8 protein-coding genes and 2 pseudogenes are annotated in these 13,039 nt (G+C 73.6%); 4 read left to right on the forward strand and 6 right to left on the reverse strand.

Translation table 11 applies throughout. From position 1 onward, the window contains the following. Positions 1 to 261: 261 nt before the first annotated feature. The 5 genes and pseudogenes from JL475_RS25450 to JL475_RS25470 form a co-directional block, all read right to left on the reverse strand. Positions 262 to 1,638: a TIGR02679 family protein gene (locus tag JL475_RS25450; protein ID WP_307825152.1), complete on the reverse strand. Its 1,377-nt coding sequence runs from the start codon at positions 1,636 to 1,638 to the stop codon at positions 262 to 264. Next, the gene (locus JL475_RS25455) at positions 1,629 to 5,879 is read right to left on the reverse strand and encodes a TIGR02680 family protein (RefSeq protein ID WP_202280259.1); all 4,251 of its coding nucleotides are present in this window, start codon (positions 5,877 to 5,879) and stop codon (positions 1,629 to 1,631) included. Before JL475_RS25455 ends, JL475_RS25450 begins: the two co-directional genes overlap by 10 nt. 8 nt (positions 5,880 to 5,887) lie before the next feature. Beyond that, complete coding sequence (locus JL475_RS25460) at positions 5,888 to 7,177, reverse strand: TIGR02678 family protein (protein ID WP_202280260.1); 1,290 nt, start codon at positions 7,175 to 7,177, stop codon at positions 5,888 to 5,890. Further along, positions 7,174 to 8,784, reverse strand: coding sequence for a TIGR02677 family protein (locus tag JL475_RS25465; RefSeq protein ID WP_202280261.1), 1,611 nt, complete (start codon positions 8,782 to 8,784; stop codon positions 7,174 to 7,176). Before JL475_RS25465 ends, JL475_RS25460 begins: the two co-directional genes overlap by 4 nt. A gap of 24 nt (positions 8,785 to 8,808) precedes the next feature. After that, positions 8,809 to 9,645 (reverse strand): annotated as a pseudogene (locus JL475_RS25470) (3'-5' exonuclease); the annotation flags it as partial. A gap of 167 nt (positions 9,646 to 9,812) precedes the next feature. On the opposite strand from JL475_RS25470, the gene JL475_RS25475 reads away from it, so the two are divergent. The 4 genes and pseudogenes from JL475_RS25475 to JL475_RS25490 all read left to right on the forward strand — a co-directional run bounded on the left by JL475_RS25475 (position 9,813) and on the right by JL475_RS25490 (position 11,864). Next, the gene (locus JL475_RS25475; RefSeq protein ID WP_202280262.1) at positions 9,813 to 10,049 is read left to right on the forward strand and encodes a 3-keto-5-aminohexanoate cleavage protein; all 237 of its coding nucleotides are present in this window, start codon (positions 9,813 to 9,815) and stop codon (positions 10,047 to 10,049) included. Further along, the gene (locus JL475_RS25480) at positions 10,046 to 10,441 is read left to right on the forward strand and encodes a thioesterase family protein (protein WP_202280263.1); all 396 of its coding nucleotides are present in this window, start codon (positions 10,046 to 10,048) and stop codon (positions 10,439 to 10,441) included. Before JL475_RS25475 ends, JL475_RS25480 begins: the two co-directional genes overlap by 4 nt. Beyond that, positions 10,441 to 11,196: a CoA transferase subunit A gene (locus JL475_RS25485; protein WP_202280264.1), complete on the forward strand. Its 756-nt coding sequence runs from the start codon at positions 10,441 to 10,443 to the stop codon at positions 11,194 to 11,196. The genes JL475_RS25480 and JL475_RS25485 overlap by 1 nt, the downstream gene beginning before the upstream one ends. A 19-nt stretch (positions 11,197 to 11,215) precedes the next feature. Then, positions 11,216 to 11,864 (forward strand): annotated as a pseudogene (locus JL475_RS25490) (CoA transferase subunit B). Positions 11,865 to 12,167: 303 nt separating this feature from the next. Here JL475_RS25490 and JL475_RS25495 read toward each other — a convergent pair. Continuing rightward, positions 12,168 to 12,923, reverse strand: a complete 756-nt coding sequence (locus tag JL475_RS25495) for an SDR family oxidoreductase (protein ID WP_272932970.1) — start codon at positions 12,921 to 12,923, stop codon at positions 12,168 to 12,170. Positions 12,924 to 13,039 lie beyond the last annotated feature (116 nt).

Consider the following 13,039-nt stretch of genomic DNA (forward strand, 5'->3'; position numbering starts at 1 on the left):
CCGCTCCCACCAGTCACTCCAGCACACATCTCCAGGTGAGGCGAGCCCGATCGGCTCGACCCGCTGGACACCGTGAAACAGGCCGAGACCACCGACGCCACCGCTGAACCGCAGGTCAGCCGCTCTTTCCCGCAGGCGCCAGGATCGCCACGCACTCCACGTGGTGCGGCATCGGAAAGACGCCCGATGCCGAGGGAACTCTGGCCGCCATCGGCGCGGTACTCGTCGGATTCCGTGCCCGCCACACGTGGGGGACGCGCCTCAACGGGATCCTGGCCCGAGGTCCGCGAGCAGGTCGTCCAGCACAGCTTCCTCCTCGACCCGGACACCGTGCTCGGCGAGAGCGACGGCCAGGGCAGGGTCCCAGGGAGTCGCGGCGGGCGGGCCCGTCAACTCCGGGGCTTCGGCCAGTGCGGCCACTGCTGCTCGGTAGTGGACGGCCTCGTAGCGCCACGGCCGCCAAGGGACGTTTCCCGCCAACGCCGCGGCGATGCGTACACCGCCCCAGTCGAAATCGCCGTGGTAGAGAAGGCCGGCTCCCCGTGCGGACAGGTCGCGCAGCAAGGTGAGAGCGGCGGCCGACGGCTGCCCCTGGAGGCACACCATGGGCGGGCACGCCGGGCCGAGGGTGTCGGCGGCGGCGGACAGCACAGCCGGGTTCTCGCAGATGTGGACGGTTCCCGTCACCGGAACGGCGACAACCGGTGCGCGACGGGTGAGGGAGCGGAGCGTCAGCACCGCCGGCTCCCCCGCGTCGGCCATCCAGTCGAGAGGTGGAGTACCGCGCAGGTTGAGGGTGAGCACGGTCGATGACACGTCGTCCTTGAGCAGCCCCGCCGAAGCCCACGCCTCCCGCCGCCACTGCGCACCGGAGCCGTCGGGGAAGCCGGTGAAGTGACGGATGCCGGACAGGACGAGAGTGGCGAGCGGCTTCCCCTCGTCCAGGGCGTGGGCGCCCGAAAGGTTCCGTGCCGCGAACGTCGCTCGCGAGATCGGGGGTGCCGCGGGCAGCGCACGCAACGCGCGCACGGCAGCCTGCACCAGAGGGCCCGCGTCCTGCGGGGTACGGGCGAGGCGCCGTACGAGACCGTCTCCGCGGATCCGTTCGGCCCAGGGCGCCAGTCCGGCACCGAGGGTGTCGAGCGGGGCGTACGCCTTTGCCCAGGCCCGTTCCTCCCTGTCCCGTGTCTCCGCGCGGAGGGGGACGGGGCCGGTGAGGGCCACCACGGCGGCCGCCAGTCCGTCGGGGCTGACGCCGGAGCGGCGCAGGACCGCGTCCACGGTGTCGAGGCGGACGCTCAGGGAACCGCCTGCTCGTGGCGCTCGCCCCAACAGGCGCTCGACGGCCAGGCGTTGGGACGCGTCGGGGGCGGACAGGGTGACGGGGCCGGTGAGCTGCCGCCCACGGGCCATCCGCTGCCGGGCTCGGTCCACGAGCCAGACGAGGCCGGGGTCCCCGAGCAGACGGCCGAGACGCTCGATGTCGATGCCGGCCCGGTGCCCGATCTCCGGCGGCGGCACGGCCGACGCCGTGTCCGCGACGGTGCCGTCCACCGGTGTCGCCCGCCCGGCCGCCGCGCGGACCGGGGGAACACGACCGTCGCGGGCGGACGGACTCGTCGCGGGGTTCACGTCCACCGGGACTCCTGACTTCCGGCGCCCTCGGCATCTCCGGCACCTTCAACGGCGGTCCGCCCCGGCTCACCGGGGGGACCCACCGGTTCCTCGGCCGCCTTGCCCAGGCCGTCCGCGAGAGGAGCCGGCCTCGACGCGTCCGCCCGTGCGCCGGGCTCCGTACCGCGCCGCCGTTCGTTGCCGTCCCACTCCCACCGCGTCACCAGCACGGCGTCGATGTCGTCGACGCGGGAGAGCTGGGCGATGGCGATGCCCGGCACCTGGGGGTAGCAGGCCCATTCGCGCTCGCTGGTCATGACGACGTCGAGATCGAAGGCGTGCAGCAGGCCGAGGCACTTGGCGCGCGAGTCGTCGTCGACGCCGGCGAACGCCTCGTCCAGGGTGACCAGGCGCGGGGCGTACGCGCCGCCCGCGCTCGCGTAGTGGGAGGACGCGGCGGCGAACAGGGGTACGGACGCGGCCAGGACCCGCTCCCCGCCCGAGGCGGGCCCGGTGGCCGGCACCCACTTGCCGTGCTGGTGGCGTTCGACCCCGAACTCGTGCCAGGCCCGGTAGTCGAGGGCGGCGGTGAGGTCCTCCAGCCAGCTGCCGGCGCTGTCGTCGGCCTGCCGTCGGGCGATCTGCTCCTGGAGGAACGCGCCGACCGCGGCCCGGTCCTCGGTCGACCAGGCGTCGGCGGACTGGCGCAGCCGTTCACGGGCCTGGGCCAGTCCCTGCGGGGCTCGACGAGATGCCCTCCACACCAGCCGCAGCTTCATCCCCGTGGAGGTCGGGCGCTCCTCCAACTCCCTGTTCATGGCGGCCACCTGCCGTTCGGCCGCCCCGATCAGCTCCTGGAGCGTGCCGGCGACCTCGGTGATCAGATGGGTCTGGAGGATCTCGCGCTCGTGTGCGGACAGGATGCGGGTCAGCTCCTCGACCTCCACCGCCAGCGCCTCGGCGAGTTCGGGCACGGCCCGTTCCCGGCCCTGGTAGACGATGTCGACCCGCATGCCGTCCTCGCTCGGGCGGGCGGTGGCGGTGTGACCGTGCCGCGACAGCGCGTCCTGGAGCCTGCCGAACTCCTCGCTCAGCCGTTTCTGCACCCGCTCCCAGGCCGCGTCGGTGTCGTCGACCGAGGAGAGCCGGGACTCCACGGCCCGTGCGAGGGCGATGGCGGGGGTCGCCGCCCACGTGCTGCCGTCGTCGTCCGGTACGGCGAGGTCGGGCAGTGCGACGGCGAGCAGTCCCGTCGCGGCGAACCGCTGGAGCGCCGCGACGGCTTCCTCCCGTGCGGCGGTCGCCTCGGTGACGTCCTCGGCGAGCCGCTCCATACGTCCCTCGGCGCGGCTGGCCCGCCGATCGGCGTCACCGTGCTCCGCCCGGGTCTGCTCCTGTTCGTGCGCGCAGATCCGGACGGCCTCGGCCGTCTCCTCCAGCTGCCGCTGGAGTTCGGCGACGGCCGCCCCGACGGTGGAGCGGAGTGTCGCGAGGCGTTCGTCCGCCGCCGCGGCGATCCGGGCCGACTCCGCCGTACGCTTCGCGAGTTCGGAGACGAGGAGTTCGGCCCGGTGGGTCTCCTCCTGCTCGCCGGTCATCGCGCGCTCGGCCTCCGTGCGTTCGCGCAGGGCGGGCCACAGGGCCGCCAGGAGGGCGGTGTGGTCGGCGAGCGCCTGGCGCACGGCGCCCAGTGCTGCGGGCTCGGTGGGGAGGTTCAGGGCGGTGGCGGTGTCGGCGAGTTCGGCCGCCGCGCGGTCGGCCCGTTCCGCCGCCGGGGCCAGTTCCGCGGCTCGTTCGTCCCGCCGGGCGCGGGCGCGGCGGACCGCCTCGGCCGCGGCGGTGACGCGTGCGTGGGCGTGCCGCAGGTCGTCGTCGCCCGGCAGTGCGGCGAGTTCGGCGTCCAGTACGGTGCGGCGCTCGGCCACGGCGCGGGCTTCCTCGGTCAGCCGTTCCCGCTCCGCCGTCAAGTCGTCGATCTCGGCGCGCAGTTCTCCGATCCGGATGCGACGCGCCTGCTCCCTCGCTCCTTCTCCGACGTACTGGGCGCTGTCCTTGGCCCAGCTTCCGGTGAGCGCCCCGACGCGGAAGCGGCCGTCCGCGCAGACCCAGGTGTCTTGGCCGCCGGCCTCCCAGGAGGCCTCCCCGGGCCCGTCGCCGCCCGCGGCCAGCCCGATCGAGGCGAGCAGGCGCGCGACCGTCTCCTCCCCCACGGCGGCGGCTCCGGCGTCCGCGGGGTCGACCGCCGGGCACAGCGCGCGGTCGAGGCCGGCCCCGCCGAGCAGCCCGACCGGGTCGAGCAGCACGTCGTGGCCGTCCGCCCCGACCGCGGAACCGTCCGGCCGCACCCAGGCGTCGAGGAGCCCCGACGCCTCCAGCGCGGCTTCCAGTCCCGCTCGGTCGGCCTCGGTGACGTGCGGACGGAAGTCGACGAGCCGCCACAGCGGAGCGCCGGGGCCCCGGTCCCGCACGCCGGGTGTGCGCGTGTGGGGGGCCGCCGGGCCGCGCTGCCCTCCCGTTTCGAGGGCGGTCAGTTCCTCCGCCGCCAGCCGCTGCCGCTCTGCCGCCGCCTCCTCGCGGTGGGCCAGTCCGGCCGCCCGGTCGGCCAGCCGCGAGGCGGCGGCGCGATGCGCGTCGGTCGCCGCCGTACGGGCCGGCAGCGGGCCGTCCAGGGAGGTCGCCCAGTCCTGTACCGCGTCCAGGACCCCCGGCAGCTCGGGCATCCGCAGCTCCCCGCACCCGGAGAGGTGCTCCCGCACGGCCGTGACCAGTGCCCGCCCTGCCCGGGTGACGCCCTCCTCCGCCTCGGCCAGCCGTTCCTCGGCGTGCACGGCCTCCTCGTCGGCCTCGTCGGCGCGCAGCCGGGCGGCCCGGTGCTGTTCCCCGGCCCGCTCGGCCCGCACGGCGAGTTCCGCCACGTGCTCGACGGCGCGCCGCCTGCTCGCCGTCGCCCCGTCCGCCTCCCGGCGCAGGACCGCGTCGGGGGCTCCCTCCGTCCTGGGGACGTCGAGCCGGGCGGCTGCGGCGCTCTCGGCCACTCGGCTCAGGGTGTCGTCCAGGGCTTCCCGGGCGGCCGTGAGCCGGTTGTCCGCGGTGGCGAGCCGGCCCAGGGCCCGGGTGTGCGCCTCGGCCGCCGTACGCCGGTCCGCCTCGGCCCGCTTCAGCTCACCGGCCGTGCGGGAGGCGTCGTCCGCCGCCCGGTCGAGCGCGCGGGCGTCGCGCATCTCGGGCCGGGAGCGGAGCGTGGCGTCCTGGGCGGCCAGCCGCGCGGCCCGCTCGTCGAGGGCGGCGCCCCTCGCCCGGGCCTCCTCGCGGTCCGCCGCGGCCCGGTCCCGGTCCGCCTGCGCCTTGGAGAGTTCCCGCTGGAGGTTCTCGTACCGGGCGTGTTCGCGGCGGGGCAGGCGGGCGCGGCGCCGGGAGGCGAGGCGGGCGTAGCGCCGGTAGTGGTCGAGGAACGCCGAGGACGCCTGTTCGGCCTCGCGGGCCGCCCGCAGTTCCTCCTTCTCCTCGTCCAGCGACCGGAACGCCTCCGCCGCGTCGGCGACGACCGCCTGGTCCATCGGCGGCAGCGCCTCGGTCAGCGCCCGGGACAGGGCGGCCTCGCTCGGGCGCTTGGACAGCTGGGGCTGGCGCAGCTGGATCAGGAGGTCGACGAGGGCGCCGTAGCGCCGCTCCCCGAGCCCGAAGAGCGCCTCGTCGACCGCCCTGCGGTAGGCCTTCGCCGTGTCGTACACCATGCCGCGGTCGCCGACGGCCTCGGCGAGCCGGTCCCGGGACAGGGCGGTCCCCGTCGCGTCCAGCAGGGCGAGGCCGGCGCCGATCCGCTGGTCGGTGACCGCGAACCAGTGGCGGGCGATGCCGCGTCCGGCGACCGCCTTCAGTCCGCACAGCAGGGTGCGGAAGTGCGCCTCGCCCGTGGTCCCGTCGAGCCGTCCGAACTCGATCCAGGTGTAACCGAGCCGTTCGGGATGCGGGTGCGCGCCGCCCAGGAGCAGGTTCCACTCCATGCGCTTGCCCGGGTCGCCGTCGGGCTCGACGCGGCGGGCGGAGAGGTCGCCGTCCAGGAGGAACGGCAGGGTGAGGGCGAGCACCTTCGACTTGCCGGTGCCGTTGTTGCCGCGCAGCAGCAGCCGGCCGTCGCGGAACCAGAACTCCTCGACGTCGTAGTGGAAGAGGTCGACGAGTCCGATGCGCAGGGGGCGCCACCGGCCGGGGGCGGGAGCGGGGAGCGCGGGGCCAGGGAATCCGGGGCCGGGGAGCGCGGTCACGGGGCGGTTCACCTTTCGTCCTGCATGTTCTGCACTGCCTGCGCGGTCTGCGCTGCCTTTGCGGTCTGCGCGGTCGTGGCGGGTCGGCGGGTCCGTCCGGGTTCTGGTTCTCGGACGACGGGCTCGCCGACCGCGTACCGTGCGAGGGCCGACCGCGGGACGACCCCCCGTTCCGTGCGCTCGGCGAGTCCCAGCGCCACCAGCTTGGTCAGCGCCCGCTCGACGAGTTCGGGCTCCGCTCCCGGCTCCCTCGCCGACTTGGACCAGAACCCGCCGTGCTCCACGGCCAGTTCCCGTACGCGGGCCGCCAACTCCGCCGGTTCGACCGGCCTGCCCGCCCGTGCCAGGTGTCCCGCCAGCAGCAGGGTGATGTGACCGTGGGTGCCCTGTTCCGGCATGCGCACGTCCGTGAGGTCGTCCAGGGGGTCGACCATGGCGATGCCCTCGGCCCGGACCTCCGGGACGAGTCCGGTCAGTTCGTTGATGCGCGCGGTGATGAAGCCGCGCTGCCTGGTGAGGTAGGCCAGTTCGTCGTCGGTGAGGTCGTCGTAGTAGAGCACCGGGTCGTCCAGGAGGATACGGGTCAGCTTCCAGCGGATCGCCCGGAACCTGAGCTCGTCGCTGTCGAGCGCGGTCCGCGCGGTCATCTCCGTCAGGCGCTCCTCGAAGCCCTCGGTCTCGACCATGGAGGGGCCCCGCAGGGACGCCGGCATCCCGGCCAGCACGCGCCGCCGCACGTCGTACAGCACGTCGCCCGATCCGCTGACGTAGGCGTCCTCGTCGCCGGCCACCCGCCGCAGCACCCCGAGCCGCAGCAGCAGGCGGACGACGGCGGCGAGGTCGAGGCGCTCGTCGCGCCGCTCCAGGGTGAACGTGATCCCGGCGGCGACGAGTTCGGGATCGGCGGCGGCCAGCACGACCTGTTCGGCAAGGCGCCCGAGCGCCACCTGCGACTCGCCCCGCTCCAGCGCGGCCAGGGCCAGGCAGAGCAGGACGTAGCGGCGGCGGGTGAAGGGCAGGGCGCTGCGGGCGGCCTCGCGCGCCGGGTGCGTGGCGTCGGTGAGGGTGCCCGGTGTCTTGCGCAGCCGTGCGGCGTCGGCGTCCGTGCGCAGCGTCCAGCCGACGTTGCGCTCGAACCACTCCCGCAGCTCGGCGGCGTGCCGGCGCACCAGCCGGAACTCGTCGGCGTACGGTCCGTCGGCGGTGAGCAGCGGCTCCTTCAGCAGGGCGCGTGCAGCCTTCTGCAGGTCGGCCTGGCGCTGGCCGTCCAGGACTTCGGCGAGGGGGCCGCTGCTCATCGGTCCTCCGTGAGCCGGGGGGAGATGTCCTCCCGTGGGGCGGGTATGGGAAGGGGGACGGGGCCGGGTGCGGCGCGGTCGCCGTGCCCCGCCGTGAGGTCGACGATGTCGATCAGGTGGTCGGGGCCGCTGAACACCCCGTCCGGTGTGCGCACTTCGGCCCTCGCTCCGTCGTCGAGCGCGGTCAGCCGGATCTCCATGGAACCGTCCCCGCTGGTGACCGCGGTGGTGGTCGTGTCCGGCCGCCAGGTGGCGAGCGCGTCACCGAGCAGCCGCAGGAACAACTGGAAGGCGGGCGGCTCGAGTTCGCCGATCCGGGACAGCCGCACCGGCCCGCCCGTCACCAGGCGGTCCCGGGCCCGCCTGGTCTCCTCCGTCTGCCGGGCGGCGATCTCGGCGAGCCGGCGCTTCGCCTCGCCCCGGTCGGCCACCTTGCGCGGCTTGCCGCGCCGTTCGTAGCTGCCGGTGCGGCGCAGCTGGGGGCTGATCCGCAGCGGTCGCGCCTCGCCCCACGGGGTGGAGGCCGGCTCCGGGGAGGCCGCCCGTTCGGCCAGGGTGTCGGCGTCCACGGTGAGGTGCCGCGAGGAGTGCAGCCCGAACGCCACCCGCCACAGCCGGTGCCGCGCCGCGTCGTCCGGCGCCTGGGCGAACCAACGCGCCAGGGTGCGGAAGTCGGCCGAGCGGTCCGAACGCCCGGCCCGCCGCTCGTTGAGCTGCCGTACGACGGCCAGGAGCTGCGGGATCGCACCGAGCGCCCGCCCGCGCAGCAGTCGGGCCTGCGACTCCCGTCCCTCCCCCGACACGAACCACTCGGCGAGCCCGGACCACCGGGCGGCCCACCGCTCGTACGCCACCGCCTGAGCGCGCTCGGCGTCCTCCGGAGCGGCGTCGGCGGCCTCGCGGGCGGCGGCGAGCGAGAGCAGCGGCTTCACGCTCCCCCGCTCCTCCAGCTCCCCGATCAACAGGGCGATCCGCCCGCCGAGGGTGATGAGGTCCTGGATGAACCGCTCCAGGTACTGGATCAGCCGGTCCTTGTACACGAGGAACGCCTCGACCTCGATGTCGTGCAGGTCGATGGTGCGCTGGAGCGAGCCCATGAAGGCGCGGGCGTTGTCCGCGAGGTCGGTGAACCGCGCCGTCAGCACGGACAAGGCGACGTACGTCTTGGCCGGGTCGGGCTCGTCCTCCGCGGCGATCACCAGCAGCGCCCGCAACTGCGTGACGATGTCGTGCAGCGCGACCGCCTGGAGCTCGCCGCGCCGCCCCAGCCCCTCGTCGTACGTCCCCAGCGCCGCCTCGACCGCCTCACCGGCCCGGGTGAGCTGGTAGATGAACCGCCTACGGTAGAAGTCCTCGACCGCCGTCACCCGCGCGTGGTCCGGATCGGCCCGCAGGTTCCCCCACTCCACGAGCTTGTCCAGCGCCTGCGTCACCGCCTCGGGGTCGGCGGGCCGGCTCCCCGCGTCCAGGGCGGCGTACACGTCCTCCGGCCGCAGATGCACGGCGAACCGCTCCTTGGCGGCGAGGAAGGCCCGCATCACCTGGCGGTAGAGGGCCACGTTGGGGGCGGTGAGGTGGGCGAAGGGGGTGTAGTCGGCAGAGGTCATCTCGGCACATTCTTCCACCCCCGTTCACGGGCTCACGGGGGAGTCGCGTACACGCGCCAGGAAGCGGCTCGGCTCGCCGTGCCAGGTGATGGCGAGTGCATCACGGGCACGGGTCGCCGCGACGAAGAGCAGCGATCGCGCCCGGTGCAGTTCTCGCCGGTGGCGGCTCAGGTCCGTGTGTTCCCAAGCGTCCACGGAAGCACGGGGAACGAGTCCTTCGGCCACCCCGGCGATGATCAGACAGCGGTACTCCAGTCCCTTGAAGCGGTACATGGTGCCGATGTGGACGCCCTGATCGCCGCGCGGCCCGTCCTGCGTGATCTCCGTCGGGGTGATGCCGCGCCGGGCCAGGCGGTCGGCGAGCTGGGTGACCATGTCGTTGGTCGGGACGCAGACGGCCGTGGACTCACGGGGCACGTCGTGCCAGGCACGCAGCTGCTCCACGACGAGGTCCATCTCCTCGGCCCAGCTCCGCGCACCGCGCAGCGACGGGGCCGGGCCGTGGAGGACCGAGCGGTACCCGGCAAGGGTGTCGGCGTTTTCGTCGAGGTCGTCGTAGTCGGCGTCGCCCAGGACCCGGATCGCGTCGCGGAGGATCTCCCGGGTCGTCCGGTAGCTGAGGGTCAGCCGGGAGGACCGGCCGCGGATGTGGACGCCCAGGCTGCCGAGGGTGACCTGGTTGTCGTAGATCCGCTGGTGCGTGTCGCCGACGAGGAAGATGTCGTCGGGCTCGGACGGCGCCATGGCGCGCAGCATCTTCCAGTGGGCGGCGCTGAGGTCCTGGGCCTCGTCGACCACGATGTGCCGGTACCGGTAGCGCAGCCAGGCACCGGAGCCGGCCTCGGCGTGGAGGTTGTCCAGGATCCTGTCCGACTTCACCACCCTGACCGCCGAGGGCCTGGACTCCCGGCCGTACTACTGCAACATCGTGCTCGGCTGCCAGCGCGGCTTCCAGGGCGCCCTGCCGTACACCCCCAAGATCCTCCAGATGCTCGTGGAGCACCTTCCCGAGGGCACGGTGTGGGGGGGTGTCAGGCATCGGGCCGACCCAGCTTCCGGCGACGACCCACGGCCTGCTGCTCGGCGGCCACATGCGGGTCGGCCTCGAGGACAACCTCTACTACTCGCGCGGCCGGCTCGCGACCAACCTGGAGCTGGCCGAGCGCGCCGTGCGGATCATCCGCGAACTCGGCCACGAGATCGCCACCCCGAGCGAGGCGCGCGAGATGCTGGGACTGGGGCAGCTCGACGAGGTGCCGGCATGAGCGTCCACAGCACGTCCGGCGTCGTCGCCTTCTCCGACACCGACGCCTCCGGCCGGTTCCACCACACCGCCGCGTACCGGTGGGCGGAGAACACCGAGCACGCGTTCTACCGTTCGGTGCTCCCGGACGTCGACATCGGCCGGTTCCCCCGCCGCTCCACGTCGGCCACGTACGAGCGACCGCTCACGGCCGGTGACGCGTACACGGTCGACCTCGAACTCGACCGCCTCGGGAACAGCTCGATCACCTACACCTGGACGGTCACCGGTCCGGCCGGTGTCTGCGTACGCGGCGCACACGCCGTCGTGCACGTGGATGCCACCGGCCGCCCGGCACCGGTCCCCGGGGCGCTGCGCGAACACCTCGCTCCGGCCGCAGGGGTGGCGGCGTGATGGACAAGGTCGTGGCCTCGGCCGCCGAGGCGGTCGCCGACATCCCCTCGGGCAGCACCCTCGCGGTGGGCGGCTTCGGGCTGTGCGGCATCCCCGCCGTGCTGATCCGGGCACTGCTGGAGACCGGCACCGACCGGCTCGAGACGGTGTCCAACAATGCCGGCGTCGACGACTGGGGGCTGGGCATCCTGCTCGGCGCGGGCCGTCTGCGCCGGGTGGTGGCGTCGCATGTCGGGGAGAACAGGGAGTTCGCCCGGCAGTACCTCGCCGGGGAGCTGGAGGTCGAGCTGACTCCGCAGGGCACGCTCGCGGAGCGGATGCGGGCCGGCGGCTCCGGCATCGCGGCGTTCTACACCCGCACCGGCGTGGGCACCCAGGTCGCCGAGGGCGGCATGCCCTGGAAGTACGCGACCGACGGCAGCGTCGAGGTGACCTCCCCGGCCAAGCCGGTGGAGACCTTCGACGGCCTCGACCACGTGCTCGAGCGCGCGATCGTGGCCGACTTCGGGCTGGTACGGGCCTGGAAGGGCGACCGGCACGGCAACCTCGTCTTCAAGGACGCGGCCCGCAACTTCAACCCGCTCGCGGCGATGTGCGGCCGGACCACCGTCGCCGAGGTCGAGCACCTGGTCGAACCCGGCGACATCGATCCCGACGAGGTCCACGTCCCCGGCGTCTACGTCCACCGGGTCGTCGCCCTCGCCCCGGAGCAGGCCGCCGAGAAGCGCATCGAGAAGAGGACGGTACGGGCATGAGTGCGGAAGGCGCACGCGCATGAGCTGGACACGCGAGCAGATGGCCGCACGCGCGGCCCGGGAACTGCGGGACGGCGACTACGTCAACCTCGGTATCGGCCTCCCGACCCTCATCCCGAACCACGTTCCCGACGACGTGGAGTTGGTGCTGCAGTCGGAGAACGGCATCCTCGGCACGGGGCCCCTACCCGACCGAGGACGAGGTCGACCCCGACCTCGTCAACGCCGGCAAGGAGACCGTGACCGTACGCCGCGGCGCGAGCTTCTTCGACTCCGCCCTGTCCTTCGGGATGATCCGCGGCGGCAAGATCGACGCGGCCGTCCTCGGCGCGATGCAGGTCTCCGCCACCGGCGACATCGCCAACTGGATGATCCCCGGCAAGATGGTCAAGGGCATGGGCGGGGCCATGGACCTGGTGCACGGCGCCAAGAAGGTCGTGGTCCTCATGGAACACGTGGCCCGGGACGGCAGCTTCAAGATCGTCGAGGAGTGCTCCCTGCCCTACACCGGCAAGGGGGTCGTCCAGCGGATCATCACCGACCTGTGCGTCCTGGACGTCACCCCCGACGGCCTGCGCCTGGTCGAACTGGCCCCGGACCTCACCGTCGAGGAGGTCAGGGCGAAAACCGAACCTCCGGTACTCGGGGCCGCCGTACCGACGAGCTGAGCATCGCATGAGCCGTCCCGTCCGCATCCAGGACGGCCATGCGGGTGAGCGCCACGGGATGGCCCGGTGCAGGGCAGCGCCGTCGGACGACGGCGAGCGCGGCGAGCGTCGACGGCACCGCACACCGACACCGACTCGGTCGCCTCCACCGCGCCCTCTGCCACGCCGACCTCGTGTCCGGCCCCGGCCCACCGGGGCCGGACACGACAAGGTCGGCAGCCGGGCGACCTCCATGGGCGGCCGGCTCGCCGGGGCCACGTCCGGCACTGCCACCACCGCCTTCAACACGAGCGTCAGGAATCCTCACAGCCGGGATCCGCCCGAGGCGTCGATGCACTGGCCGGTGATCCACCGCGAGGACTCGGACGCCAGGAAGGCGACGATGTCGGCCACGTCGGACGGCTGTCCCAGCCGTCCGAAGACGGACAGGGACGCCAGGCCCGCCGCCGCTTCCCTCGTACGCCGCTTCCCCGCGTTCATGTCCGTCTCGACGAATCCGGGCCGGACACAGTTCACCGTGATGGCGCGCGCCCCGACTTCCTTGGCCAGCGCCAGGGTGAAGGTGTCGACCGCCCCCTTGCTCATGGAGTAGACGAGGGACTCCGGATAGGCGACGCGGGTCACCGCGGATGAGATGTTGATGATGCGGCCCCCGTCGGGCATGCGTTTCAGGGCCTGCTGTGCCATGAACACCAGGGATTTTGTGTTCACTGCGAAGATCCGGTCGAAGAGTTCGGGCGTCACCTCGTCGATACGGGCGGACCCGCTGACGCCGGCGTTGTTGACGAGTACGTCCAGGCCCGGACTCGTGCCGTACCGTGCCACTCCGGCGTCGAACCGGGCGTACAGACTCTCCACTCCCCCCGGCGCGCCGAGGTCCGCCTGTATCGCGAAAGCGCGTCCGCCGCCGTCCCGGATCGCCTCGAGGGTTTCCTCGGCCGCGCTCTCGTCCTCGTGGAAGTGCACCGCCACCAGGGCGCCGTCCTGCGCCAGTCGCTGCGCGATGCCCCGCCCTATCCCCCTGCTCGCCCCCGTCACCAGTGCCGTCTTGCCTGCCAACACGCCTGTGTGCCTCCCCCTTTGAGACTGCTCGGACCGCAGCCGGGGCGAGTAGTGGCACGCGCCCGTGACATGAGGTGTACCCCGGAGCAACGAGGGCGAGTCGCCAGGAGTCG

This window comes from Streptomyces sp. M2CJ-2, from assembly GCF_016757295.1.
Taxonomy (GTDB): Bacteria; Actinomycetota; Actinomycetes; order Streptomycetales; family Streptomycetaceae; genus Streptomyces.